The 26,364-nt window shown below is 58.5% G+C and carries 21 protein-coding genes; 9 read left to right on the plus strand and 12 right to left on the minus strand.

The genetic code is table 11. The features are described from left to right. The first annotated feature begins 7 nt into the window (after positions 1-7). Complete coding sequence (locus ACJO5Y_RS19730; RefSeq protein WP_406989552.1) at positions 8-928, plus strand: branched-chain amino acid ABC transporter permease; 921 nt, start codon at positions 8-10, stop codon at positions 926-928. Between the two features lie 29 nt (positions 929-957). Here ACJO5Y_RS19730 and ACJO5Y_RS19735 read toward each other — a convergent pair whose 3' ends face one another. Continuing rightward, a complete protein-coding gene (locus ACJO5Y_RS19735; protein ID WP_406989553.1) occupies positions 958-2,382 on the minus strand; it encodes an APC family permease in 1,425 nt (474 codons plus the stop codon). Positions 2,383-2,607: 225 nt separating this feature from the next. On the opposite strand from ACJO5Y_RS19735, the gene speB reads away from it, so the two are divergent. Beyond that, on the plus strand, positions 2,608-3,567 hold the full coding sequence (gene speB, locus ACJO5Y_RS19740) for an agmatinase (RefSeq protein ID WP_406989554.1): 960 nt from the start codon (positions 2,608-2,610) through the stop codon (positions 3,565-3,567). 203 nt (positions 3,568-3,770) lie between these two features. Next, positions 3,771-5,186: an NAD(P)/FAD-dependent oxidoreductase gene (locus tag ACJO5Y_RS19745; RefSeq protein ID WP_406989555.1), complete on the plus strand. Its 1,416-nt coding sequence runs from the start codon at positions 3,771-3,773 to the stop codon at positions 5,184-5,186. Between the two features lie 177 nt (positions 5,187-5,363). On the opposite strand, the gene ACJO5Y_RS19750 is transcribed toward ACJO5Y_RS19745, so the two are convergent. From ACJO5Y_RS19750 to ACJO5Y_RS19770, 5 genes are all read right to left on the minus strand, one after another. Further along, on the minus strand, positions 5,364-6,050 hold the full coding sequence (locus ACJO5Y_RS19750) for a TorF family putative porin (RefSeq protein ID WP_406989556.1): 687 nt from the start codon (positions 6,048-6,050) through the stop codon (positions 5,364-5,366). Between the two features lie 82 nt (positions 6,051-6,132). After that, positions 6,133-6,948 carry an ABC transporter permease subunit gene (locus tag ACJO5Y_RS19755; protein WP_406989557.1) on the minus strand — a complete coding sequence of 272 codons (816 nt, stop codon included), beginning with the start codon at positions 6,946-6,948 and terminating at the stop codon, positions 6,133-6,135. Beyond that, positions 6,948-7,907 (minus strand): ABC transporter permease subunit, encoded by a 960-nt coding sequence (locus tag ACJO5Y_RS19760; RefSeq protein WP_406989558.1) that lies wholly within the window; start codon positions 7,905-7,907, stop codon positions 6,948-6,950. Before ACJO5Y_RS19760 ends, ACJO5Y_RS19755 begins: the two co-directional genes overlap by 1 nt. Further along, positions 7,904-9,079, minus strand: a complete 1,176-nt coding sequence (locus ACJO5Y_RS19765; protein WP_406989559.1) for an ABC transporter ATP-binding protein — start codon at positions 9,077-9,079, stop codon at positions 7,904-7,906. The genes ACJO5Y_RS19760 and ACJO5Y_RS19765 overlap by 4 nt, the downstream gene beginning before the upstream one ends. A gap of 78 nt (positions 9,080-9,157) precedes the next feature. Further along, positions 9,158-10,264 carry a polyamine ABC transporter substrate-binding protein gene (locus tag ACJO5Y_RS19770; protein WP_406989654.1) on the minus strand — a complete coding sequence of 369 codons (1,107 nt, stop codon included), beginning with the start codon at positions 10,262-10,264 and terminating at the stop codon, positions 9,158-9,160. 198 nt (positions 10,265-10,462) lie between these two features. Here ACJO5Y_RS19770 and ACJO5Y_RS19775 point away from each other — a divergent pair, with 198 nt between their 5' ends. Continuing rightward, entirely contained in the window at positions 10,463-11,950 is a 1,488-nt protein-coding gene (locus ACJO5Y_RS19775) for an aldehyde dehydrogenase (protein WP_406989560.1), read from the plus strand. 19 nt (positions 11,951-11,969) lie between these two features. Here ACJO5Y_RS19775 and ACJO5Y_RS19780 read toward each other — a convergent pair whose 3' ends face one another. Next, entirely contained in the window at positions 11,970-12,893 is a 924-nt protein-coding gene (locus ACJO5Y_RS19780; RefSeq protein ID WP_406989561.1) for a LysR family transcriptional regulator, read from the minus strand. A gap of 130 nt (positions 12,894-13,023) precedes the next feature. Here ACJO5Y_RS19780 and ACJO5Y_RS19785 point away from each other — a divergent pair, with 130 nt between their 5' ends. The 3 genes from ACJO5Y_RS19785 (at position 13,024) to ACJO5Y_RS19795 (ending at position 19,280) form a co-directional block, all read left to right on the plus strand. Then, the gene (locus tag ACJO5Y_RS19785) at positions 13,024-14,484 is read left to right on the plus strand and encodes an NAD-dependent succinate-semialdehyde dehydrogenase (RefSeq protein WP_406989562.1); all 1,461 of its coding nucleotides are present in this window, start codon (positions 13,024-13,026) and stop codon (positions 14,482-14,484) included. 53 nt (positions 14,485-14,537) lie between these two features. Then, complete coding sequence (gene gabT / locus ACJO5Y_RS19790; protein WP_406989563.1) at positions 14,538-15,815, plus strand: 4-aminobutyrate--2-oxoglutarate transaminase; 1,278 nt, start codon at positions 14,538-14,540, stop codon at positions 15,813-15,815. 96 nt (positions 15,816-15,911) lie between these two features. Next, positions 15,912-19,280 carry an NAD-glutamate dehydrogenase gene (locus tag ACJO5Y_RS19795; protein WP_406989564.1) on the plus strand — a complete coding sequence of 1,123 codons (3,369 nt, stop codon included), beginning with the start codon at positions 15,912-15,914 and terminating at the stop codon, positions 19,278-19,280. Between the two features lie 74 nt (positions 19,281-19,354). Here ACJO5Y_RS19795 and ACJO5Y_RS19800 read toward each other — a convergent pair whose 3' ends face one another. Then, entirely contained in the window at positions 19,355-20,704 is a 1,350-nt protein-coding gene (locus tag ACJO5Y_RS19800; protein WP_406989565.1) for a DUF3422 family protein, read from the minus strand. Positions 20,705-21,033: 329 nt separating this feature from the next. On the opposite strand from ACJO5Y_RS19800, the gene ACJO5Y_RS19805 reads away from it, so the two are divergent. Further along, positions 21,034-21,888, plus strand: a complete 855-nt coding sequence (locus ACJO5Y_RS19805; protein ID WP_406989566.1) for a helix-turn-helix transcriptional regulator — start codon at positions 21,034-21,036, stop codon at positions 21,886-21,888. Positions 21,889-21,952: 64 nt separating this feature from the next. On the opposite strand, the gene ACJO5Y_RS19810 is transcribed toward ACJO5Y_RS19805, so the two are convergent. The 3 genes from ACJO5Y_RS19810 to ACJO5Y_RS19820 form a co-directional block, all read right to left on the minus strand. Continuing rightward, positions 21,953-22,375: a hypothetical protein gene (locus ACJO5Y_RS19810; protein WP_406989567.1), complete on the minus strand. Its 423-nt coding sequence runs from the start codon at positions 22,373-22,375 to the stop codon at positions 21,953-21,955. A 208-nt stretch (positions 22,376-22,583) separates the two neighbouring features. Further along, positions 22,584-24,092 (minus strand): hypothetical protein, encoded by a 1,509-nt coding sequence (locus tag ACJO5Y_RS19815; RefSeq protein WP_406989568.1) that lies wholly within the window; start codon positions 24,090-24,092, stop codon positions 22,584-22,586. A gap of 134 nt (positions 24,093-24,226) precedes the next feature. Then, the gene (locus ACJO5Y_RS19820) at positions 24,227-24,784 is read right to left on the minus strand and encodes a gamma-glutamylcyclotransferase (protein ID WP_406989569.1); all 558 of its coding nucleotides are present in this window, start codon (positions 24,782-24,784) and stop codon (positions 24,227-24,229) included. A gap of 124 nt (positions 24,785-24,908) precedes the next feature. Here ACJO5Y_RS19820 and ACJO5Y_RS19825 point away from each other — a divergent pair, with 124 nt between their 5' ends. Continuing rightward, the gene (locus tag ACJO5Y_RS19825) at positions 24,909-25,715 is read left to right on the plus strand and encodes a substrate-binding periplasmic protein (RefSeq protein WP_406989570.1); all 807 of its coding nucleotides are present in this window, start codon (positions 24,909-24,911) and stop codon (positions 25,713-25,715) included. Here the strand turns inward: ACJO5Y_RS19825 and ACJO5Y_RS19830 are convergent. Further along, on the minus strand, positions 25,696-26,322 hold the full coding sequence (locus tag ACJO5Y_RS19830; RefSeq protein WP_406989571.1) for a MarC family protein: 627 nt from the start codon (positions 26,320-26,322) through the stop codon (positions 25,696-25,698). The genes ACJO5Y_RS19825 and ACJO5Y_RS19830 overlap by 20 nt on opposite strands. Positions 26,323-26,364: the final 42 nt, after the last annotated feature.

Genomic DNA, 26,364 nt, shown 5'->3' on the forward strand with positions numbered 1-26,364 from the left:
GCCGCTCATGACCAATCGCATACTGTTTATCGTGATGCTCCTGACCGGCCTGACGGCCCCCTTCTACGCCTACCCCGTGTTCGTCATGGACCTGCTGTGCTTCGCCCTGTTTGCCTGCGCTTTCAACCTTCTGCTGGGATATGCGGGCCTGCTCAGCTTTGGTCATGCCGCCTTTTTCGGGGGAGCGGCCTACATTGCGGGTTATGTCACCAAGGAGTGGGGATTTTCGCCGCTGATCGGCATCCTGACCGGTACCGGCTTTGCGTTGGTCTTGGGTTCGGCGTTCGGCTACCTGGCCATTCGTCGTCAGGGCATTTATTTCGCCATGGTCACCCTGGCCCTGGCCCAGATCATCTACTTCCTGGCGCTGCAAATGCCCTTCACCGGGGGCGAAAACGGCCTCCAGCGAATCCCGCGGGGGGATCTGTTCGGGTTTATCGACCTGAACAACGACATCGCCATGTACTACTTCGTGTTCGCCATCTTCATGGTGGGCTTCGGCATCATTTACCGGGCCATTCACTCGCCCTTTGGGGAGGTACTGCAGGCGATTCGCGAAAACGAATCCCGGGCCCTGTCTCTGGGCTATGACGTGGACCGCTTCAAACTGCTGGCTTTCATCCTCTCCGCCACACTCGCGGGCATGGCGGGCGCCACCAAGGCCATCATTTTCCAGTTCGCGTCACTGACCAGCGCCCACTGGCAAACCTCCGGGGAAGTCATCCTGATGACACTGGTAGGCGGCCTGGGCACCATCTTCGGCCCGGTACTCGGCGCCATCACCGTCGGCGCACTCGCCCACGAGCTGTCGTCCTTCGGCTCCTGGGTCCAGGTGATCCTGGGCACCATTTTCGTGGTGTGTGTCATGGTATTCCGGCGCGGTATTATCGGCGAAATTCAACAGCGACTGGCCCGCAAAAAGGGTTAAGCGGACCAGTCGCTGGTCTTCCAGGCGGCTCAGCAGTTGGCCGCACCCAATTGTGTACCGACCCTGGCTTGCTGCCGATCGGCTTCCGCTGCCCGCAGTTTCTCGCCGCGGTATACCAGGTATTCGCCAATGGCCAGAGTGATCAGTACGCCAGCGCCAACCTGCAGGGCGAACGCGGTGTCCAATGGTTCGCCGGGAACCCAGAAGAACAACAGGATCGACATCCCCAGAATGGCGATACAGAGTGTGGAAAGCGCGTAACCCATCGCATCACCACCCGGAATTTTGAACGGCCGCGGATGATCGGCATCACTGATACGCAACTTCAAAAACGCGAGGTGCATGGCGATATAGGGTAATAGGAAAATGATGGCACTGAACGAGAACAGGGTCCAAAACAGGTCTTCAAGATTATTGGCCATAAAGCCATAGATCACCATGATCGAGGAGCTGATCGTACCGGTCAGAATAGCGGCGCCAACAGGGCTTTTATGCTCCTTGCTCACCCAGCCGAAAATCTCGGGCATCTCTTTTGCGTCGGCCGCTTCCGCCGCGGCACGGTTACCTCCGAGGGTCCAGGTCACCATGGTCGAGAACAGCGTAAATAACGCCATCCCTCCGATCATCAAAGCGAAGGCGTTGCCGAGCTCGCTACCGCCAAACAATTCCTGAAGTGTAACCGCCAGGATATCGACCATATCGACATCGTCGGCCGGAACCGCGGCGAGCACACCCGCCGTACCGAAGATGTAGAAACCTGCCGCGCAGAGGCCAGCAGCCAGCATCGCACGAGGTATATTGCGTTCGGGATTGATAATCTCGTCACTCTCGGCGCTGATCAGCTCCATGCCCAAACACCCATAAACCACGACCGGCAGGTACACCAGGCCGGCTTGCAGATCGTCCATTGCCGCGCCAAAACTGATGTCGTTAACGAAGCCATGCTCCAGGCCGTACGCAATACCAGTACCACCCAGGGTCAATATAACCGCAAACTTGGTCAACGTGCCGATATTCGGAATCCACTTGCTGTAACTGAGGCGGATGCAGTTGGCCCAGGTTGTCAGGGCGCACATACCGATCCCGAGGCCGATCTGTGCCCACAGACTCATGTCGGGGACAAACAGGGCGGCAAAGATGCCGGAGAACATGATGTAAACCGCCGGCATCCACAGTGCGATATTAATCCAGTATTGCCAGGTGATCCGTGCCGCCCAGCGGGTGTTGAAGGCATCGCGTACCCAGGCGTAGATGCCGCCCTGTTCCGGGTAAGAGGTGCCCAGTTCGGCCGTGACCAATGTATTCGGGATCAGAAAAAGGACGATAACAACCAGCCACCAGAAGATAGCCGCAGGACCAACAGCGGCGGTCATGGCGATCTGATCGATCAGCAGAACCGCAGAGACGGCGTAGAGCGTGACGTCCAACGCGGTCAACGTTTTTTTATGACTCAAGGGCTTACTCATAGGGCACCACCTAATTTATTTTTGTCTACTATGGCGCCATTTTCACCTCCCCCCTCCTCCTGATATATACCCTGTTGGGGGGGGTAGCCGAATGACCCACCTGAACAGGGTATGGTGAGCGAAGCAGGATGTTTCTAGTGTGATGACCAACATCACCAGAAAAAGCCGGCCCGAGCAGAGTACCGGCGACCTATTGCAGCAAGGAGATCGACCATGTCCAACAAAACGCTTTATGCCCCAATGAGCGGTAACGAGATGCCCCGTTTCGGCGGGCCCGCAACCTTTATGCGCCTGCCCGCTGTCGATCTCTCCGAAGAACTGGACGCGGCATTCATCGGCGTACCCTTTGACATCGGCACCTCCAATCGCCCCGGCGCCCGCCTTGCTCCCCGCGAGATCCGAGACGAATCCCGCATGCTGCGTCCATTCAATGTATCCACCGGCGCCGATCCGTTCAACAGCCTGACCGTCGCTGATATCGGCGACGTACCGATCAATACGTTCAACCTGCAAAAAAGCATCGATATTATCGAAGCGTTTTACGACGACGTATTGGGCTGTGGCGTCGCCCCGCTGACAATGGGTGGCGATCACACTATAGCCCTACCGATTCTGCGGGCACTGAGAAAGAAACACGGCCCGATCGGCGTGATCCATATCGACGCGCACGCCGACATCAACGATCACATGTTTGGCGAGTCCATCGCCCACGGCACCCCATTCCGCCGCGCGGTGGAAGAGGGACTGCTCGACGGCAACCGCGTCGTCCAGATCGGCCTCCGCGGCACCGGTTATTCGGCCAACGAATATGACTGGTCGCGTGATCAGGGGTTTCGCGTCGTCACCGCCGAGGAATGCTGGCACAAGTCATTGACCCCGCTGATGGAAGAGGTGCGGGAGAAAGTCGGCGGCGGTCCGGTCTATATCAGCTTCGATATCGACGGGCTTGACCCTGCATTTGCCCCGGGCACCGGCACCGCTGAGGTCGGCGGCCTGACCGTCATGCAGGGTATCGAGATCATCCGCGGCTCCCGCGGGCTGGACATAGTCGGCGCCGACCTGGTTGAAGTCTCGCCACCCTTTGATATGAGCCGCAACACCTCGGTGGTGGCCGCCAACCTGCTCTACGAGATGCTGTGCGTGCTACCCGGGGTTCAGTACAGCAAGCGCTAAACCACTTGAACGCAGGCCCTGCCTGCGTTTTTTTCTGTTCTCCAAAGCAACCACCTTTACTCAACATTCCCACGCCCCCTCACGCTCTACCCTGTTCAGGTACCTACCAAACGAGGGTATTCAATCCCGCCTTACCGTTCAGCAAACTGGTTACATAGCGCTATCAGCGCGACTCCTGAGAAACACAACAAACGAGTGTGACCATGAACGGATTAACGGATGCCCAAAAGGCTTTACTGAGAACAAAGTTCTTTCCCTACTGGTTAGATCACGCCGATGCACCAAAGCCTGAACCGTCACTCAAAGGCAGCACCCAGTGCGATCTGCTGATCGTCGGCGCTGGCTTCACAGGGCTCTGGGCCGCCGTGCAGGCAAAAGAAAACAACCCCGAGCGTGATGTGGTTCTGATTGAAGCCCAATGCGTCGCCATCGGAGCCTCTGGTCGCCCCGCAGCTATTCTGTCGACCTCGGTTATGCATGGCCTGGACAATGCTCAGCGCCTGTTTCCAGACGACATGGACGAACTGGAGCGTCTGGGCAAAGAAAACCTTGACCATTTCCGCGGAACGATCGAACGCTACAACATCGACTGCGATGTCGAATGGGGTGGCGAGCTCACCGTCGCCATCGGTGAAGATGGCCTGGCCGACATCAAGAAAGAGTACAAACTATACAAGCGCTACGGTCACGACGCCTACCTGCTCAACCAGGATCAGGTCCAGTCAGAGGTCAACTCGCCTCTGTTCGCCGGTGGACTCTGGTCCAAGAGCCGCAGCGGGACGGTCCACCCCGGAAAGCTCGCCTGGGGCCTTAAGCGCGTGGCGAAAGAACTCGGCGTGAGAATCTACGAATACACCCCTCTGTGCGATACCCGCGCACTGAACCCGGGAGTAAAGGCTGAAACCCCCGAGGGCCTGATCAGAGCCAACAAGGTGCTGCTCGCCACCAACGCCTTTGCCATCAGTGGTAGCAAGATCCGCAAACGGGTCGCTGCGATCCGCGACCGGATCGTTGTCACCGAGCCGCTCACCGATGAGCAGTTGGCCAGTATCGGCTGGAAGCACCGTCAAGGCATCTACGACACCCGTACCCAGCTTAACTACATGCGCCTTACCGCCGACAACCGGATCCTGTTTGGCGGTCGATTGGGGTACTTTTACGAGAATGATACCGACCCGAAAGCGGACAAGACGGCAGAGAACTTTGTCCCCTTGGTCGAAAACTTCTACAAGACCTTCCCGGGTCTGCGCGGCATCAGTTTCAGCCATGCCTGGAGCGGTCCCATCGGCCTGACCACACGGATGGCGGTGCACTTCCAGCGTTACCACAACGGCGACATGATCTACGCCGGTGGTTACTCCGGTTTCGGCGTCACCGCTACCCGGTTCGGCTCGCGGGTCGGACTGGATATACTGGATGGGAAAGACACGCCCGAGAGCAAGCTGGGCTTTGCCAGCACGCTGCCGGGTTACATCCCTCCCGAGCCGTTCCGCTGGATCGGCGCCAAGATTACCATGTACGCGCTGGATACGGTCGATGCCAAAGGCGGCTGGCGGCATTTGTGGATTCGGCTGGTTGAGAAGATGGGCTTCCCGATCACGCAAAAGGAATTGGGCTGACTCCCCAACCGCCTACTATCAACAGCCGGGCCTTGGAGCCCGGCTTTTTTGACTCCGCGACCCTTTGGTTCCAGTGCAACAGAGCGAGCCATAAAAAAGGCCGGCGAGATGGTTCTGCAGCGGGATAGCAGAACCACCAGGCCGGCCGGAACAGGCAGCCGTGCTGCCCGTCAGCGCTTAGAAACTTCTGGAAACCGTCAACAGAACCGTTTGGTCGTTGCGGAACGGGCCAGTATCGATTTCCTGATCGCTGTCCAGATCGTTAAACAGATAGGCGAGTGACAGGTCGAGACCAGCAAGGGCGGTGGAGGCGCCAACTGAGAAATCGCTGTAGTCACCGATATCAATATCGTCCCAGTAATCGCCAAAGCTATGGCCGGCGTGCAGGTCCAGTGACACCTGCTCGGTCACCGCGTAGCTGTAGTCCAGCGCGACGTAGTGTGCGTCTTCACTCAGATTGACATAGTCGTTGGCGAAGGCGTATTCCAGTTTCAGGTCGCCGTAATAGAAGTTGAAATCTACTTCTGCGTAGTCTGCGTCGGCTGCGTCGTACCCCGGGTAGCTGTAGTAATACAGGGTCGCATCCCAACTCATCTTGTCATTGATTTCGGCCCAGTAGCCGGCGTACCAGTCGATTTCCAGGTTGGCGTCGTCACCAAAATCGACGTTGCTACCCCAGATGCCGGCATAGAGACCGTTATCGAAGGCCACGTCGATACTGCCCTGCACCGCTGGATCACCGGCCGTTTGCGAGATGCCACGGAAACGGTAGTCATTGGTGAAGCTGACAGTACTTGAGAGCTCGGCTGCCGTGACGGCAGAGGAAAGTAACAGGCACGCCGGTGCCATCCACAATGATTTCATAGGATTCTCCTAGGTGTTGTTTTTAGGTTTGGGGGAGTGAAACCGGGGGCTTTGCCCCCCGGGGTTAGGATTAGGAGCAGGGTTATTCCTGGATTTCTTTGCTACGGTGCTGGCGACGCATCTGGAACACCGCGGCAATCACCCCGACCGCCACGGTCAGAATCATCAGCGTGGCCAGGGCGTTCACCTCCGGACTGACGCCCAGGCGGACTTTCGAGAAGATCACCATCGGTAGCGTGCTATCACCCGGGCCGGAGACAAAGCTGGCGATGACCAGGTCATCCAGTGACAGGGTGAAGGAAAGCAACCAGCCCGAGACAAGCGCCGGCGCGATCAGCGGCAGGGTCACCAGGAAGAACAGCGATGCAGGCCTGGCGCCCAGGTCCATGGCCGCTTCTTCCAGGGTCTCGTCCAGTGATACCAGACGCGACTGCACAACCACGGCCACATAGGCCAGGCAGAAGGTGGTATGGGCGATGATCACCGTGCCGGTGCCGCGCCCGGAGGGCCAACCGAACATCCCCTCCATGGCCACAAACAGCAGCAACAGGGACAGCCCGGTGATCACTTCCGGCATAACCAGCGGCGCGGTCGTCCAGCCCGACAGAATCATCTTGCCGCGGAAGCGACCGAACCGGGTCAGTACGAAACCGGCCAGCGTACCCAGCACGACCGCCAGCGTGGCGCTGATGACGGCGATCTTCACGCTCACCAGCGCGGCGTCAATAATCTGGTCGTTTTTAAACAGCTCGGCATACCACTTCAACGACCAGCCACCCCATACCGTCACCAGCTTGGACTTGTTGAAGCTGTAGATGATCAGGGCAATGATCGGCGCATACAGGAACACAAAGCCCATGCCGGCCGACACATTCAGGAAGGTTGAACGACGTTTCATCAGACAGCCTCCCTCTGTTTCTCGGCGTTGTTACGGATCAGCATGATCGGCAACACCAGCACGATCAGCATCACCGTCGCGACTGCCGAAGCCATGGGCCAGTCCCGACTGAGGAAAAACTCGTCCCACAATACCCGACCGATCATCAACGTATCGGAGCCGCCCAGCAGCGCCGGAATGACGAACTCGCCCACCGCCGGAATAAACACCAGCAAGCAGCCGGCAACGACGCCGGGCAAAGACAGCGGCAGGGTGATAAGGAAGAAGGTTTGCGCGGGCTTGCAGCCCAGGTCTTGAGCGGCCTCAAGCAGGGTCCCGTCGAGCTTTTCGAGCGCCGTATAGAGCGGCAACACCATAAACGGCAGATACGTGTAAACGATGCCGATGTAGACGGCGATATCGGTCTGCAATATCGTCAGCGGAGTGTCGATCAGGCCGATGCTCATCAGAAAGTCATTGACGATGCCATTCTTCTGCAAGATCCCCATCCAGGCGTAAACCCGGAGCAGAAACGACGTCCAGAATGGCAGGATCACCAGCGACAGCAGCAACGTCCGGGTTGTGCCGTGGCTGCGGGCAATCAGATAGGCCATCGGAAAGCCGATCAGCAGGGTGAAGAACGTGGAGATGGCGGCGATTTTGGCCGAATTGAGGTAGGCCGCCAGGTAGAAATCATCCTCGAACAGGTAGCGGTAATTGCCGAGGTTGATGCTGATCTCCAGCAACGCCTCTTCCAGATCGAGTTCGAACAGCGACGTGTAGGGCGGAATCGCGATCGCCGTCTCGGCAAGCGAGATTTTGAATACGACCAGAAACGGGATAAAGAAAAACACCGCTAGCCACAGACCCGGAATCGAAATGACCGCATAGCGGCCACACTTGATCTGCCCGAGGCGCTCGAGAATCCGAGCCCTCAGCGTAGGCCCTGTGATCCTGACTGAGTCAGAAAGAATACTCATGACGTCAACACCACGCTGCTGTCTTCGTCCCAGGACAAGTAAACGAGATCATCCCAGGTGAATCTCTCGGCTGCGGCGCGCATCAGATTGGGCTTGGTCACCCTCACTTCAAAACCGTTATCGAGCCTGACCCGGAATAACGACAGGCTGCCCATATAGGCGACGTCTTCGATCTTGCCGCGAACACAGTTGTCACGCTGTTCGGGGTCCTCGTGGCTGATACTGATTTTCTCAGGGCGTACCGCAACATTGACCATCTGGTTAGCGGCACAATCGATACCGTGGTTGTTGGAAAGCGTGGTGCCGGCGTCCCGTGAATCGATCCGCACAGAGCCCGGTGTCTTCTCGACAACCTTGCCCTCGAACAGATTCACTGAACCGACAAACTCGGCCACAAAACGACTGTTCGGATATTCGTAGACTTCATGGGGTTCGGCCGTCTGAACGATCTGGCCCTGATTCATTACCCCGATCCGGGTAGCCAGGGTCATCGCCTCTTCCTGGTCATGGGTCACCACCACAAACGTCACACCCAACTCATACTGGAGGTTGATCAGCTCAAACTGGGTCTCTTCACGCAGTTTTTTATCCAGTGCTCCCAGCGGTTCATCCAGCAGCAGCAGTTTGGGGCGCTTGATCAGCGCCCGTGCCAACGCAATCCGCTGGCGCTGGCCACCCGACAACTGGTTCGGCTTGCGCTTACCCAGGTGACCCATCTGCACCATATCCAGCATCTGCGCCACGCGCTGTTTGGTTTCTGAGCGACTGACACCCTCGCGACGCAAACCGAACGCGACATTTTCGGTGACGGTCAGATGCGGAAACAGGGCATAGGACTGAAACATCATGTTGACCGGCCGTTTCCAGGGCTGAATGCCCGACGTATCGACGCCATCGATCAGGATGCGTCCGCTGGTGGCCGTCTCGAATCCGGCCAGCATCCGGAGCAGCGTACTCTTGCCGGAACCGGAGCCGCCCAGCAGGCAGAAAAGTTCGTTTTTGTAGATGTTCAACGAAATATTGTCGACTGCCGTAAAATCGCCAAACTTTTTGGTGACGTTTTCGATCTTCACAAAAGGCTCGGCACCTTCCTGGCGCCACAGTGGCACTGAAGCGCCACCATTCGCGCAAGCTTCCGCCTGCTCCGGTTCAATTGCCGTATATAAACTCATGCTCTTTCCCCTGGAAGTTATTCCGCTGGTGACGAAACCAGCGGCTTGCGCGCTGGCTCGCCGCCGGAATGACAGTGTTCACCGTCCGGTTTTGGTATTGGACCAGGAGCGGTTCAGGATACGGTCGAACTTCGGTGTATGCGCATTCTGCGTAAACAGCTTGGCCTTTACTTCTTCCGAAGGGTAAATGCCCGGGTTGCTGCTGACCTCTTCATCGAGCAGCGGCATAGCGGCCACATTGGGTACCGCGTAGTAGACGTAGTTGGAGATACCGGCCGCGGTGTCGCCTTGCAGCACAAAATCGATGAACTTATGGGCGGCATCCGGGTGCGGGGCATCGGCAGGGATGGCCATCACGTCGAACCAGACCAGGGTTCCTTCGGAGGGAATGGAGTAACCCACATTCACGCCCTGACCCGCTTCTTCAGCACGCCCTTGTGCCTGCAGTACGTCACCGTTGTAGCCCACGGCAAGACAGATTTCGCCGTTGGCCAGGTCGGAGATGTACTTGCTGGAACTGAAGTATTTAATGTGGGGGCGCACGCTCTGAAGCATCGCCTCGGCTTTCTTCAGGTCGCTTTTTTTCTCACTGTTTGGATCAATACCCAGGTAGTTCAGCGCCATGGAGACAACTTCGGCAGGGGAATCCAGCATGGCGATGCCACAATCAGCCAGTTTGGCCGCGACATCCGGGTTAAACACCAGATCGAGGCTGTCGACAGGGGTATCGCCCAGACGCTCTCTGACCTGATCGACATTGTAGCCAAGACCGATCGTTCCCCAGGCGTAAGGCACGCTATGCTTGTTGCCCGCGTCGTAACGGGCCACCTTTTCCAACATCACCTGATCCAGATTGTCGTAGTTGGAGAGCCGGGACTGATCAACTTCCAGATAGATATCGGCCTGGACGTGCCGCTCCAGGAATGCGCCAGCCGGCACCACCACGTCATAGCCCGTGCCGCCTGACATCAGCTTGGCCTCAAGCACCTCGTTGGAATCGTAGACGTCGTAGTTGACCTCGATGCCGGTCTTTTCGGAGAACGCTTCAATCGCCTCTGGCGCAATATAATCCGACCAGTTGTAGATATTCAGGACCTTGCTCTCGTCGGCCAAAGCCGCACCGGATGTGACACTGACAGAAAGCGCCAGGGCGGCGCCAAGTCGGTTTTTTGTTATAGGCATAATTCTCTCCTGTCGGGTTGTGCGATTCCCTCACGGATGGGGAACGCTTTTAATCATTAGCATGGCTATCTTGATTCCCCACATACCCTTTTAAGGGTAGTGGGCCGGGAAACCAGCCCCTACCCTCAAGAGGGTATGGCGCACCCGACAGCGCAATGCGTAGCCTGTAGCGCTACCAGATTCCTAGCGGAGAGCGACAACATGGAACAACTAAAAGATTGGCAGCAGCTGAGCCAGCGCGCCCGGCTCCACGGTGATTGCTATATCGACGGCCGCTTCCGGCCCGCCGAAAGCGGCGAACGTTTCCCTTCGATCAACCCGGCCACGGAACAATGCCTGGTTGAGGTTGCCAGCGGCGACCGTGCCGATATCGACCGTGCCGTCCAATCCGCGCTGGCCGCCTACCAGGCCGGCAGTTGGTCCGAGGCCGCACCGGCCGAGCGCAAGCAGGTTATGCTTCGGCTCGCTGACCTGGTCGAGCAACACGGCAACGAACTGGCTCTGCTGGACAGTCTGGACATGGGGAAATCGATCCACGAGATGGTCAACGTCGACCTGGCAGAAGCGATCGACTGCATTCGCTGGACCGCCGAATGTGTCGACAAGGTCTATGGAGAAATCGCTCCAACGGGCAAAGACACACTGGGGCTGATCAGCCACGAGCCCGTTGGGGTCGTCGGCGCTATTACACCGTGGAACTTCCCCCTGTTGATGGCCGTGTGGAAGCTCGCGCCAGCGCTCATCGCCGGCAACTCCCTGGTGCTCAAACCCTCCGAGAAGAGCTCGCTCAGTATCCTGCGCCTTGCAGAGCTGGCCACGGAAGCCGGCCTCCCTGACGGCGTGTTCAACGTCGTGACCGGGTATGGCCACACGGCGGGAAAAGCTCTGGCAATGCACCACGACGTCAGCGTCCTGGCGTTCACCGGTTCGACCCGCGTCGGTGGCATGCTGATGGAGTATGCCGGCCAGTCCAATATGAAACGCGTGTGGATTGAGGCCGGGGGCAAGTCGCCGATGGTGGTTTTCGACGACTGCCAGGATATCAAGTCTGCGGCAGAGGCCGCCGCTGCGGCCATTTTCTCGAACCAGGGGGAAGTCTGTATCGCCTGCTCGCGCCTGTACCTGCAAAACGGTATCAAGGCACGGTTCCTTGACGCCCTGGTCGAAGCCACTTCGGCCTATCGGGTTGGTGATCCGCTCGACCCGGATACCCGCATGGGACCGCTGGTGGACAAGGCACAACTCGACACCGTCAGCCGTTACATCCAATCCGCCATCGATGAAGGTGGCCGGGTACTCTGCGGCGGCCTGCCGGAGTACGTCGAGGGCAAGGGCTTCTACGCCAGGCCGACCATCATCGTCGATGCCCATAATCAGATGACGTTCGTGCGCGAGGAGATCTTCGGCCCGGTACTGGCGGTGTCCGGATTTGAACAGGAGGACGAAGCGATTCGCCTCGCCAACGATACGCCCTACGGCCTGGCCGCATCGATCTGGACCGATAACCTTTCACGCGCCCACCGGGTCAGCCGCAAGATCAAGAGTGGCATGGTCTGGGTCAACGGCTGGGGCGAAGGCGACTGCACGATGCCGTTCGGCGGCGTCAAGGCCTCGGGTAACGGCCGGGATAAATCGCTGCACTCGCTGGAGAAGTACACCGACATCAAGAGTGTCTGGATCAGCCTCTGAGCGGATACCCGGTAATCACTCAACCGTGCAGTTCGCGCAGGATCTCGATGAAGAGTTCGCGGGCGCGGCTGCTCTTGCGGTGGCTGCGGGTAACCGCGGCCAGCCCCAGCTCATAGCCCTTTTGATTGGGCAGGAGCCGACGTAACTGACCGGCATCTACATAGGGCTGCACGTACTTGTCGGGCATGAAGCCTATATAGGCGCCAGAAAGAATCATCGCCAGGCGGGCTTCGTAAAAATAGGCGATGGCCGACTTGTTCATGTCCGCCAGCTGCTCCCCCACCTCCGCACTCGTCTGTACGCCGGCATGCACCACCTTGGAAGCCAGTACCTGTTGCTCGAATGACGCGTCCTCGACGGCATCGAACAGCGGGTGGTTGTGACTGCAGTACAGATGGCACCGGTCATAGTAGAGCGGGCTGTAATCCATGCCCTCAAACTGACGGTGAAAGGGGACAAAGCCGATATCGGCTTCGTCGTTGAGTATCATCCGCTCGATTTCCGTCAACGCCCGCACATCCAGCAACACGTTGACCTCCGGAGCCTCCTGCGAAAACTTCGCGATCGCTTCGGCAAGTTTCGCCTCAGTATCGAGACAGACGGTGTCGCTGGCGATAATCTTCAACTCACCGGTCAACGCGACGTGCAGGGCATCGATGCCGGCACGGAAGGTTTCGAGTGACGAAAACAGCTCCTTCATCAGCTCGTAGACCTCGATGCCCTCTTCGGTCAGGGCGAAACCGGCGCGCCCGCGGCGGCAGAGCTTCAGGTTCAGTCGTTGCTCAAGGTTAGCGATATGAATGCTGATCGTTGAACGGCCGATATTGAGCTCGGTCTCAGCCGCCGCAAAGCCGCCGCACTCCACCACCGACTTGAACACCCGCAACAGGCGGATCTCATAGTCCGCCACCTGCCCCAGCTTGACGCTCAACGTCTTCTTCAATTGTTTTACCCCAATCAACGTTTACAAATAAAGATGAACATTTATCACACTATAGTAGTCGCCCTATGATTGCTAACCAATAGCCCATTCCGGCAATGACACAGCAATGGAAACACAACGGGGGACCGCCATGAGTCTGACAATCAACAACGCCGCGCTGTTTCAGCAGCATGCCTTTATCAACGGCCAGTGGTGTGACGCTGAGACGGGCGACCGTTTCGACGTTACCAACCCAAGCACCCTGGAAAAAATCGCCGACGTGCCCAACCTGGGCGTGGAGGAAACCACGGCCGCGATCGATGCCGCCGACCAGGCACTGCCAGCCTGGCGGGCACTGACCGCCAAGGAGCGCAGCGCCCGCCTGCGTGCCTGGTACGAGCTGATTATGGCCAATCAGGAAGACCTGGCCAAACTGATGACCAGTGAACAGGGTAAGCCGCTCGCCGAAGCCCGCGGTGAAGTGGCTTATGGTGCCTCGTTCATCGAATGGTTCGCCGAAGAAGCCAAGCGGGTATACGGTGACGTGATCCCGGCCCATGGCCCCGACAAACGCATTGTCACGCTCAAGCAGCCTATTGGCGTGGTCGCGGCGATCACCCCGTGGAATTTCCCGATCGCGATGATCACCCGCAAGGCAGGCCCGGCACTGGCGGCCGGCTGCACCGTCGTGGTCAAGCCCGGCGAGCACACCCCCCTGTCGGCGTTGGCGCTGGCCGAACTGAGCCGCCAGGCCGGCATCCCGGCCGGTGTGTTTAACGTGGTCACTACACTGAAGTCTCCGGTCGTCGGGAAAGTCCTGTGCAACGATTCCCGCGTGCGCAAGCTCTCGTTCACCGGATCGACCCCCGTCGGCAAACTGCTGATGCGTCAGTGCGCCGATACCGTCAAAAAAGTCTCCCTGGAGCTGGGCGGCAACGCGCCCTTTATCGTGTTCGACGATGCCGATCTGGACGCCGCGGTTGCCGGCGTCATGGCCTCCAAGTTCCGCAATGCCGGTCAGACCTGCGTGTGCACCAATCGCATCCTGGTGCAGGACGGCGTCCACGACCGCTTTGTCGAAAAACTCAACCAGGCGGTGGCAAAGCTCACCCTGGGCGACGGTTTCGGTGAAGGTGTCACCACCGGTCCGCTGATCAATGCAAGCGCGGTCGCCAAGGTCGAGCGGCTGGTAGGCGACGCGCTCGCCGCCGGCGCCGAATTGAACCAGCCAAGCGGCAAGGGCGAACTGAACGACAACTTCTACGCCCCGGCCGTGCTGACCGGCGTGACCACCGACATGGTGATCGCCAACGAAGAGATTTTCGGCCCTGTCGCGACGGTATTCCGATTCAGCGACGAAAACGAAGCGGTCCGTATCGCCAACGACACCCCGTTTGGCCTGGCAGCCTACTTCTACGCTCGGGACATAGGCCGCGTATGGCGGGTCGCCGAGGCCCTGGAGTACGGCATGGTCGGCATTAACGAAGGGCTGATCTCGACTGAAGTCGCTCCGTTTGGCGGTATCAAGGAGTCCGGCATCGGCCGCGAAGGCTCCCGCTACGGCATCGAAGACTTTGTCGAGATCAAGTACCTGTGCATGGGCGGCATTTGATCCGCTCGTCGCCCGAGTTCTTCACTAAATAACGAACAACCGAGGTTAACTCCATGAACAATGCATCTCTGCAACAGCGCAAGGACAACGCATTCGCCCGCGGTCAGGGTACCCTGACTCATGCCTACATCGAAAAAGCCCGCAACGCCGAGTTGTGGGACGTGGAAGGTAAACGTTACATCGACCTGGGCAGCGGTATTGCCGTGGTCAACACCGGCCATAACCACCCCAAAGTCCAGGCGGCTGTTCAGGCCCAGCTGGAAAAGTTCAGCCACACCTGCGTTATGGTGACCCCGTACGAATCCGCCGTTGAGCTGGCCGAAAAGCTGAACGACGCCGCTCCGGGCGACACCCCGAAAAAGACCGTCTTTGTCACCACGGGTGCGGAAGCGGTGGAAAACTGTGTCAAGATTGCCCGTGCCCATACCGGTCGCAGCGGCGTCATTGCGTTCCAGGGCGGCTTCCATGGTCGCACCAATCTGACCATGGGACTGACTGGCAAGATCGCACCCTACAAGGCCGGTTTCGGACCGTTCCCGGGTGAGATCTACCACGCTCCTTACCCTAACGAGTACCACGGGGTATCCACAGAGGATTCACTGGCGGCGCTGAACATGCTGTTCACCTGCGATATAGAGCCCAGCCGTGTCGCTGCCATCATCATCGAGCCCGTTCAGGGCGAGGGTGGCTTCTACCCGGCCCCGCCCGCGTTCATGCAGGCGCTGCGCAAGCTGTGTGATCAGCACGGCATCCTGCTGATCGCCGACGAGATCCAGACCGGCTTCGCGCGCACCGGTAAGATGTTCGCCAGCGAATATGCCGGTATCGAACCCGACCTGATGACCATGGCCAAAGGGATTGCCGGAGGTTTTCCGATCGCCGCGGTGGTCGGCAAGGCCGAGGTGATGGACTCACCGCTGCCCGGCGGCCTGGGCGGCACCTACGGCGGCTCACCCATCGGCTGCGCGGCGGCCCTGGCCGTTCTCGACGTGATCAAGGAAGAGCAGCTGTGCGAGCGTGCCGTCCACGTGGGTGACCGTATCGTCGAGCGCCTGCGCGGTCTGCAGACCAAGTACCCGCAGACGATCGGCAACATCCGCAACCTCGGCGCGATGATCGCCATGGAGCTGGTCAGCGAGGGGGACGTCAATCAGCCCAATGCGGAGCTGACCAAGGCGCTCGTCGGTGAGGCCGCCAGGCAGGGACTGGTTCTGCTGTCCTGTGGTATCCGTGGCAATGTCATTCGATTCCTCCCGGCACTGACCATTACCGATGCACTGATCAGCGAAAGCATGGACCTGCTGGAGCAGACGTTCGACGCCCTGATGTAGGCCCGAACGCGAACGCTCAACACTCCCGGAAATCAGGAGCCGCGCCGCGGCTCTTGTCCTTACACAATTCTGTTATGGCACTGTGAGGGTATTGCTATGTCTGACAACAACCAAAACAACCAGATTCTGAATCAACCTGCGGTCTCGGAAGATGACTGGGCGACGCGCCTGATCGAGACTGGTGGTGCCCTGGCGACCCCGTATCAGCAGGCATTCTCCAGCGCCTACCGCGAACATGTGGCGCCTGCCCAGGCGGTTGAGGATATCCGGTTAATCAACGAATTGAACGAGCCCGACCAACTGACCAGCAGCTTTGCCCAGAGCCGCCACCCCGACCCGAGACGGTTTCGCTTCCGGCTGATCAGCCGGGCGGATTCACTGTCCCTGTCAGACGTGGTGCCGATCCTGGAAAACCTGGGCGTCAAGGTCATCGACGGCTATCCGTTTGCCGTCAACCGCGCCGACGGTTGCCGCTTCTGGATTCACGACTTCACGCTTTGCGCCACCGAAGCTGTCGAGCTGGAGCAGGCCCAACCGCTGTTTCGTGACGCTTTCCACCGCATCTGGCACAACGCGGCCGAGAATGATGAGTTCAACCGCCTGGTGCTGATGGCCGGCATGGACTGGCGCCAGGTCGCCTTGCTGCGCGCCTATGCCCGCTACATTCGCCAGATTCGTTTCGGGTTCAGCCAGCCGTTCATTGCCGACGTGCTCTGCCGACACATCAACATCAGCAGACGGTTGGTGACCCTGTTCGAGCAGCGCTTTGATCCCCGACAGGATGACGCCGTATCCGCCAGTGAAACCACACGGCAGCACATCCAGAATGCTCTGGAGCAGGTCGAGAACCTCGATGAGGATCGCATTATCCGGCGCTTCCTTGAACTGATCCTCGCCACGCTGCGCACCAACTACTTCCAGCCGACCCCGGAGGGAAGTTTCAAGGACTACTTTGCTTTCAAGCTGGATCCGTCCGCCATCAGCGAGCTGCCGCTGCCGCGTCCCAAGTACGAGGTGTTTGTGTACTCGCCCCGGATGGAAGGGATCCACCTGCGTGCCGGTAAGGTCGCCCGTGGCGGGCTGCGCTGGTCCGACCGCAGCGAAGATTACCGCACCGAAGTCCTGGGCCTGGTCAAAGCCCAGCAAGTGAAAAACTCAGTCATCGTGCCCATGGGCGCCAAGGGCTGCTTCATCGCCAAACAGCTGCCGACCGATGGCAGCCGGGAGCAGCTGCATGCCGAGGGCGTTGCCTGCTACCAGACCTACATTCGTGGCTTGCTGGACCTCGCCGACAACCTGCTTGAAGGGAAGGTCGTCCCGCCCACCGCCGTCGTTCGTTACGACGATGACGATCCCTATCTGGTGGTCGCGGCGGACAAGGGCACCGCAACCTTTTCAGACATCGCCAACGAGATCGCAGCTGAATATGACTTCTGGCTGGGCGACGCCTTCGCGTCCGGGGGCAGCCAGGGCTACGACCACAAAGGCATGGGAATCACCGCGCGTGGCGCCTGGGAATCGGTCAAGCGTCATTTCCGCGAGCGAGGGCTGGATAGCCAGCGTGACGCATTCAGCGTCATCGGTATCGGCGATATGGGCGGCGACGTGTTCGGCAACGGTATGTTGCTGTCAGACACGCTCGAGCTGATCGCGGCATTCAACCATCAGCATATTTTTGTCGATCCCTATCCGAACGTGGCGGCAGCGTCAGCAGAGCGGCATCGTCTGTTTGCCCTGCCCCGCTCCAACTGGTCCGACTACGATACATCGCTGATCTCCCAGGGCGGCGGCGTCTTTTCACGCAAAGCCAAGCGGATCTCCATCACCCCGCAGATGCAGGCGCGCTTCGAAATCAGCGCCGACGAGATGACGCCGGACCAGTTGATCAGCGCGCTGCTGAAGGCACCGGTCGACATGCTCTGGAATGGCGGCATCGGCACCTATGTCAAAGGCCGGTCTGAAACCCACGCCGAGGTCGGCGACAAAGCCAATGACAATGTCAGGGTCAACGGTAGCGAGCTGCGCTGCCGGGTCATCGGAGAAGGCGGTAACCTGGGCCTGACCCAGCACGGACGCATCGAGTTTGCCCTGGCAGGAGGGGCGTCCAACACGGACTTTATCGATAACGCCGGCGGGGTGGATTGTTCCGACCACGAGGTCAACATCAAGATCCTGCTCAATGCCCTGGTGGCACACAACGAGCTGACGCTGGAACAGCGCAACAGTCTGCTGCGACGCATGACCGATCAGGTGTCCGAACTGGTCCTGAAGAACAATTACCGGCAAGTGCAGGCACTGAGTCTCGCCGAGCAGGACGCCAACGATGCGCTGGATGAATACATCCACCTGATTGACGATCTGGAAGCCAGCGGCAAGCTGGATCGACAGTTTGAAGCCCTGCCGGAACGCAAGACCCTGTTTGAGCGCCGCGAACAGCGCAAGGGGCTTACCCGGCCAGAACTGTCGGTGCTGATATGCCATGCCAAGATCGAGCTCAAGCGCGCCTTAATCGATTCCTGGGTGACCGAGGATTGCCGTTTTTCCAAGGCACTGGAAAGCGCTTTTCCGGCGCTTCTCGTAGAGCGTTATCCGGACGCGGTGCACAACCACCAGTTGCGGCGGGAAATCATCGCGACCCAGATCGCCAACGACCTGATCAACCGCATGGGCATTACCTTCGTCTACAACCTGCACAAGGCGACGGGCGCCGATTACGCCCAGATCTCTGCGGCGTACCTGATCTCGTGCGAACTGTACGGTATCGATCAGCGCTGGAATGAAATCGAGGCGCTGGACAACCAGATCGCCAGCGATATTCAGCTCGCCATGATGCGTGAATTGCGTCACCTGGTCAGTCGCGCCAGTTGGTGGTTGTTAAGCCGTCGCCGACACGACCTTGACCTGCACAACTGTATCGCCAGTTACCGTCCCGGCATCAACCAGATGCTGGCCGGCATCGAGCCGCTCAAGCAGGCAATTCCGTCCCGGGATCGCTGGCAACAGCATTTCCAGCGCTACACCGAAGCCGGGGCCCCGGAATTGCTGGCGGCGCAGTGTGCCGCCAGCAATGGTCTGTACTGTCTGCTGGACATTGTCGAAGCGGCCACTGAGTTGGGGCGGGAGCTGCACGACGTCGCCGCGGTGTATTTCCAGCTCGGCGAACAGCTGAATCTGCCATGGCTGGACCATCAGATCCGCACCTTCAAGGCAAACAACCACTGGCAGGCGCTGGCGCGAAACAGTTACCGGGATGATCTGGACGCCCAGCAACGGACCCTGACGCTCAGTGCGTTGCGCCATCGTGGCGCGGACGAGACGCCTGCCACGGCGGTCGCAAGCTGGTCGGAAAAACACGCCCCCTTTGTTCGGCGCTGGCAGGCCCTGCTGGATAACATTCAAAGCCACCCAGCCACCGATTGCGCGATCTTCACTGTCGCCATGAACGTGCTGTTTGAGCCGAGCTGAAGCAGGCTAAACGGGGCACAAAAAAACCGGGGTATCCGCCCCGGTTTTTTGTGCCTCTTCTTTAGCAGGTGGGGTTATACCCCCTTGAACAATCGTTTGTGGATCAGCCTTGTCGCGAAAAAGACGGTACCAATCACGACTGGCACCGCAGCGCCCAGCAGTAGCTCGCGGTCGTAGACAAGCCCCGAGGCCTGACCGGCCCCCAGGATCAGATCAATCAACTGGATGGCGTAGTAGCTGATCGCAGCGACAGAGAGCCCCTCGACCGTTTGCTGTAGCCGAAGCTGGACCCTGACGCGACGATTCATTGTTTTCATCAGGTCCTGATTCTGCTCCTGCACGACGAGCTCGACCCGGGTTCGCAGCAGCTCACTGGCACGGGCAACACGGCGTGAAATACTTTCCAGCCGATTTTCCACCGCCCGGCAGGTTTTCACCGCCGGACTGATGCGCCGACGAAGGAACGCCCCGACCGTCAGATGACCGGAGATTTCCTGTTCCCGCAACTCCTCCATTCGCTGGCGGATCACGTCATAGTAGGCCCGCGTCGCGGCAAAACGATAATTACTCTGGGTACGGAGATCTTCCACCCTCGCCGCCATCGACGACACCTCCGCCAGCAACTCCCGGTCGCTAACGGACAGGTTGGCCTGGGCGATCCTGGTGGTCAGCAGCTTGAGCTGCTGATCCAGCTGCGTCAGAACCGCGTTGACATCCTGTGCCAGCGGCAAGCCCAGGGTCGCCATCAAACGATAGGTTTCCAGCTCAAGCACCCTCTGAACCAGTCGTCCGCGCTGAGCTGGCGTCAACTCGTCATCACAGACGAGGAAACGGCCAAAACCGTCCTCGTGAAGCTTGAAGGAGGTCCAGATCTGGGAGCGCCCGGCACTGGTCGCACTGCCAACGGGGAGCATGTGGTCAAAAACAGGCGCAAGGGATTCGCTGCTGTTTCCGGCCGACGCGCCTTCAACCTCGACGTGGACCGCTGCGACCAGCTCACCCGGTAAAGACGCCAGCCAGTCCCTCGGCACGGCATCGATGGCATTTTTCTGAAAAGGGGCCTCACGTCGCGCTGCCTGACGAATAAAGGTGTAGGTTGAGAACTCCATGTGCCGTTCCCAACGCAGACTGAATAAACCGAAATCCTGATGAAAACACGGCATGGAATCGGTCGGCGCAACGACCCCGAAACGATCACACAGGTCGGCAAGAAGCGCCTGCTCCCGCTCCTGCAGCTTGCCACCGTGTTGGATGGCCAGATGGGAAAGCTGCGCCGGATTCTCCAGCAGGTGAAACGGTCGGTTATGCAGTTCACTGTACAGCCGCTCACGCATCGGGTGCAGACGCCAGCCAGCGAGTACAGGTCGAGACTTCGGGAACGAATCCGTGTCATTGGCCCTGGAAGTTATTGGAACCTCATTCATTCTCTCCTCCGCTTATGCCAAGCGACATCAGAGCATGAGTAGCACGTCATCTGCCGACGGAAAAAAGGGGGTGACCGTATGAAAAACGACCACCCCCAAAAGGTGACACAAAACAATGACAGAAGCCGGAAGCCCAACCTGGCTGAGCGATTCCGGCCATTGCAGTGTCCCCCATCAGCAGAATGGCTTAAATATCAAACATTCCATGCTTGCTTTCACAGCTATCAAACAATAGAGAAAAGAACCGGCCGCTATACCCTTTTGAGGGAATGGCCAGCAGAGATAAGATGGAGCACAATGGAGGTAACAAAAACAGACAGGGAGTAGGCATGGCCCCTCCTCAATCTCAGCTATCACGCTGGAGCGAAGCCGTAGGCGCGCTGTTCCAGCAACTGGACAGTGACGAATTTCCTCGCTATCTCGTCAACGCCATCAATGAGGTCGTGGAGGTAGAGGGCGTGTTGCTGGCGCTGGAAAGACGCGGCGAGATTCCTTCGTTGCTCTACGAGCAGGATATTCCCGACGCTCTGCGCAAATCTCACATCGACAGTTATTTTTCAGGTGCCTACCTGCTGGATCCTTTCTGCATCGCTTTCTCCGATGGTTTGCCTCCCGGTTTCTACCACTTGTCGGAGATAGCACCAGACGATTTCTACCAGAGCGATTATTACCGCACCTACTACAAGGAAGCCTCGCTGCTCGACGACGCCTATTTCCTGATCGCACCCAGTGAAGACGTACAGCTTTCGCTCGGCATTGGCCGCTTGGAGCCACATCCGCCATTTACCCGGCGCGAGCTGGATCGATTGCGCTCGCTGAATCCGGTTATCCAGGGCGCAATGTTGCATTACTGGCAGGCAGTCATCGAGCCCCGCCCGCGCACCGAGCCGATCACGTTGCGGTCACAAGTGGAATCGGCATTCCATAACTTCGGTCGATCGATCCTGACCGAGCGCGAACGTGAAGTTGCCCTCTTGCTGCTGCGTGGTCACTCGTCCAAGTCAGCAGCGCAGAAGCTCGATATCTCTCCGGACACGGTACAGATGCACCGTAAGAACCTGTACGGCAAGCTGGATCTCTCCTCCCAGTCGGAGTTGTTCTCCCTGTTTATCGCGGCACTTTCTCATGCCGACCACCGGCTCGATGAGGACCCACTGCGGACTTATATGCAAGGCGGCACTTGAGCAAGCCTGACGCAGTCAAACGGGTGCTCCGCTTTTGCACTGGCCCGGGGGGCAATCCCGCCACTCAGCGGCGGGAGGAGTCGATCAGCACCTGAGCGTCACGGATGATGCGGACCACCCGATGCTGGGTCGGAATATCGTCATCGTATCCCCGATAGGTATCGTGATACCCGGAGCGGTACTTGTGATCATAACCGCCGCGATAATCCCGGCGGTCACGGTACTTGTAGCGGTCTTTGTAACCGTGTTTTTTGTGGTGCTTCCGGTGATGCTTGTCCCAATGCTTGCCCCTTCGGTGATCACGGGAGTAGCGATCATCCCGGTACCTGGCAGACAGGAACTTCTTCTGAAGCCCCGGTGGCACCGCATTACCCCGCTCCATCTGCTTCTGGATACCCGGCGGGAGGCCATGTCCATGCTCAGCCATAACGGGTGAGGTGGCCATCAACAAGCCAACAATACAGCCACCTATCAGAAATCGTTTCATGGTTCTTCTCCCGATCTTGTCAGATCCTGGATATCGCGCCTCTCTCATGGTCGGAAGCGCACCCTGAGTTCAGGATACGGATCGGGAGCTGTATGTCAGGTGTTCAGGCCGGGCTTTGCATTTCTTTTACCCAAACCCCGAATAAGCTGACAGAGATTCGTAAAAGCCGGCTTGGAAGCCCAATATAGCGTCTTCGAGCCGGCTGCTCTCAGCCGCCGGTTTTCTCGAGGAACAGGATGTGCCCGGGATAGGATGTCACCACCACGCCTTTAGCGTTGCGCCCTTCCTCTGGCGTTCTGACGTCTTCAACAGACTGATTGTTCCAGTTGTAAGTCCAGACGACGCCAATGCCGTCGTCGCGCACAACAGCAACATCGTATTTCCGCTCACCCGGCCCTGAAGCGGGGTTGATGCCGGCGGATACATCAATTGCCCCGGAGTCGGCCTCCGCAGGGACATCAAGGTAGTTGCCGTCATAGTCCCAAGCGACAACCTCTCCGTTGATCGTAATGGCGACAACGAATGGAAACCTTCCAAGAATAAATTGCGCAAGCGGATCAAGTCCCGCAGGGATTTTTATAAGAGTTCCCGTTGAGCTTGAATCCAGGTCAGCAAACTGTAACACCCGGTTCGCCATGTCGGTGTACAACAGAGTTCGGCCAACGACGGCGGCCTGATCCACATCCGCTATTTCAAGGTTATCCAGCTCACTTTGGGGGGCAGAATCACAACCTGCATTAGGGGTGAGACACGCATAAAAGGGACGGCGATCCTCTCCTGCGATCACCAATTCACCTCCAGAGTTGCCTACGATAGAATGCACTGGCGATGGCAGGGTCTGATCAATCCGGGGGTCATAATTCGCGTCGCCGCTCCAGAACCAGTACTGACCGTCGTCATCCAACGCCGTTGCTGTTGGCACGCCCGCACTGTCCAAGGCAGTTTCTGAAAAAGTTCCTTCCGGGGGATACGGCAAGGTTACCGTTTCCTCGGGTTGGAGCATGCCATCCCTGAATACCCGGCGCTCTTTCAAACTGGTATCGGCGAACAGCCCACCATTGGCATCCACCGCCACGTACGCATCACGGCTACCCCCCATACTCACGACGGCGATGTCGTTCCGGCGGGTCATCTGCTGAAGAATGGACGCCGCCTCCTCGGTCAGTTCAGCCGCATTTTCAGCCTGGTAGAACGACGCGTTATTGGGCGGGATAATCCGGTAGTTGCCTTTCGCACCGCCACCACAACACCCGCCGGAAGTGACAACCGCCTCATAGTCGTAGGTGCCTTGCAGAATCGAGTCGCCCGCAACGAGATCGTAATCCTCATAGCCCGCGCCGCCATTGTCGTACTCATAATACAGGCGGATGGAGGCGTTTCGACCCTCCGGTGTGTATTCGTAGCTCACGGGGGTCAACACCTGACCGGTTTCCGGATTGGTGCCCTGAACCTGACCGTCGGACGAAAAGTCGTAAACCACCGTGAGCCCTTCTTGTACACTGTTCTGGCCGGCTTCGGTGACCGTGAACTCTATGCGTTCACCCACGATGCTTCCCGGATAATCACGATTCTCCGCGGAAGCAGCGTCGTCACCGGAGCCATCTCCTCCACCTCCACCACCACCGCAAGCGGTGAAAGCCACGCTGGCCATTACGATCAGAGCCCAGGCGCTCCAGCGGCTGCTCTTCTTGTCGATTTTCTGATACCCACTGTCCATTCGAAACCTCCCGATGCTGGAATGGAACCGCGCCTCCCATGGAAGGCAGTGGGATCAAGCTATCAACCGGGCGTTTCGGGCGCATGGCCCATTTAGGGTATTTAGGGGAAAAAAGCAGGGGCCGGGCAGGCCCTTCAGGAAGGCAGCAAGCGCTCAATCATGAACACATGGGGATCATCGTCACCCAGATGGCGCAGTGCCTGGGCAAGTTTCAGCAGGTATTCGTCGTTGCGACCACTAGGACCGGCCGCACGGGCAATCTGATGGGCGATATCCGCTTCTGGCGCGTGGCCCAGAAACGCCTCGTTGTCCTCGGTGGCAATGTAGACCAGGCCCTGCTCCTGGCTGCCATCATCAAAGGTCATGGCGGTGCTGAAGCGCAGATAGCCGTTCTTCTCGCGGTGATCCAGGTGCTCAAAGACATCCGGAGACACCCGATAAGCCATCCCCTTGCACATTGCCCCGGGCTGTTTGATCAGCGTCACGACCCGCCCCGGCGCCTCCAGGGTACCCCGGTGGTCATGGGACCCCTGCCAGAAACGGCGAACCCAGCCTTCGATACTCGCCGGCCGTTGCTCCAGAAAAGGGAAGTCCACTTTGTAAATAAGCGACCCGTAACCGAACAACCAGACCGATGATACGCCATCAAAGTTCTGCCGGGTGCGATTGTGCTCAATGGTGTTAACACTCATAGCTTTGCTTGCGAGGCCTTTTCAGGGGTTAAACAGACGTGCTAGCCATCCCGCTAATACTCATCACTCACGTACTTTACTATTATGTCAGTACGTTTGTTATCTTCGGTTCACGGTAACGCTTATGCTCGCCTCCCTGATAACCGGCCCCAACCGGCCACGCCAATGGCTGTGTTGTTGCTTCCTGATGCTCGGGCTTACAGGCTATACCGATGCGGAGCCCCGACAATACACGGTGGTGGTCCAGGACATCGATTATTATCCGATCTACCGTGCCGATCCGGCCAACAATCGTTATTCCGGCTACATGGCGGACCTGATGGAAGCCTTTGCCGATTATGCCGATATCGAGTTCACCTATCACGTTCGCCCCATCCGCAGAATGACCCACGAATACACCGCCGGAGAGTACGATTTCGCCATACCGGACAACCCCAACTGGAACAGACCAGAGAAACGGGGCATTTCCGTGACCTATACGAAACCGCTACTGACCTTCGAGGACGTCATTTATGTGACCGCCGGCAAAGCTCACATGGCGCCTGACGACATGCGGGACTTTGGCACCATCGACGGCTTCACGCCCTGGAAATTCCAGGACAGGATTGACTCAGGGCAAGTGGAACTGAAAACCGCAAGAAGACCTTCCAACCTCGTCAGAATGGCGCTGGCCGGTCGGGTTGAGACATTCAACCTGGCGGCGCCGGTAGCGAAGCATCAGTTTGAGGTACTCAATGTCGGCGACCGTCTGGTGCCGGCCCCCAGGCTGATGGAAACCAGGGCAAGCCATTACCACCTGTCTACCCTTGGGCACCCGGAGATCATTGCGGAGTTCAATCAATTCCTGACGAATCGCCAGGCGCTTGTTCAGTCCCTGCAACAGCAATACGGGCTGGAGAAACCCGCCACCATCAGCCAACGGACGCAATAAACCCGGCAATACCCGTGAGTACAATTTCAGCCGCCATCGCGGACAGGATCAGGCCACTGATCTTGGACAGGATGTTCAGGCCGGTTTTACCCAGAGCCTTTTCCAGATACCCGGACAGGTGCAAAAGCACGGCCAGAATCAGCAACCCCGACACCAGCCCCAACAGGCCACCGGCCAGTTCCGGCACGGCTTTCAACTCCGCGCCATAAACCATGATCGCACCAATGGTGGCCGGGCCGATCATCACCGGGATCGCCAAAGGAACCACCGCTATATCATCACGATCTTCCTCGGGCAGGCCCGTGGCGTGATTGCGGGTACCGCTGGTGACCAGGCTGATTGCGGTCAGGAACAGCAAGCTGCCAGCGCCAATACGAAAGGAATTGAGGGTAATTCCGATGGCGTTGAACAACAGCGGGCCCGCAAAGAACAATATCAGCCCCAGAATCAGCGCCGACAACGTGGACCGGCGGATAATTGAGCTCTTTTCAGCCACCGGCAGCCCCCGCGTCAGCGCCAGGAACATGGTCACCACAAAAAAGGGCGCCAGCAGGAACAGAAAGCGAATGGTGCTGCTGATGTAGGTGGCGAAAAACGTCTCAAGCATTCCGGGCATTCCAACGGTTAATGAAAGCCGGTAAGCATAGCT

It is taken from the genome of Marinobacter alkalisoli (genome assembly GCF_045449855.1).
Taxonomy (GTDB): Bacteria; Pseudomonadota; Gammaproteobacteria; order Pseudomonadales; family Oleiphilaceae; genus Marinobacter.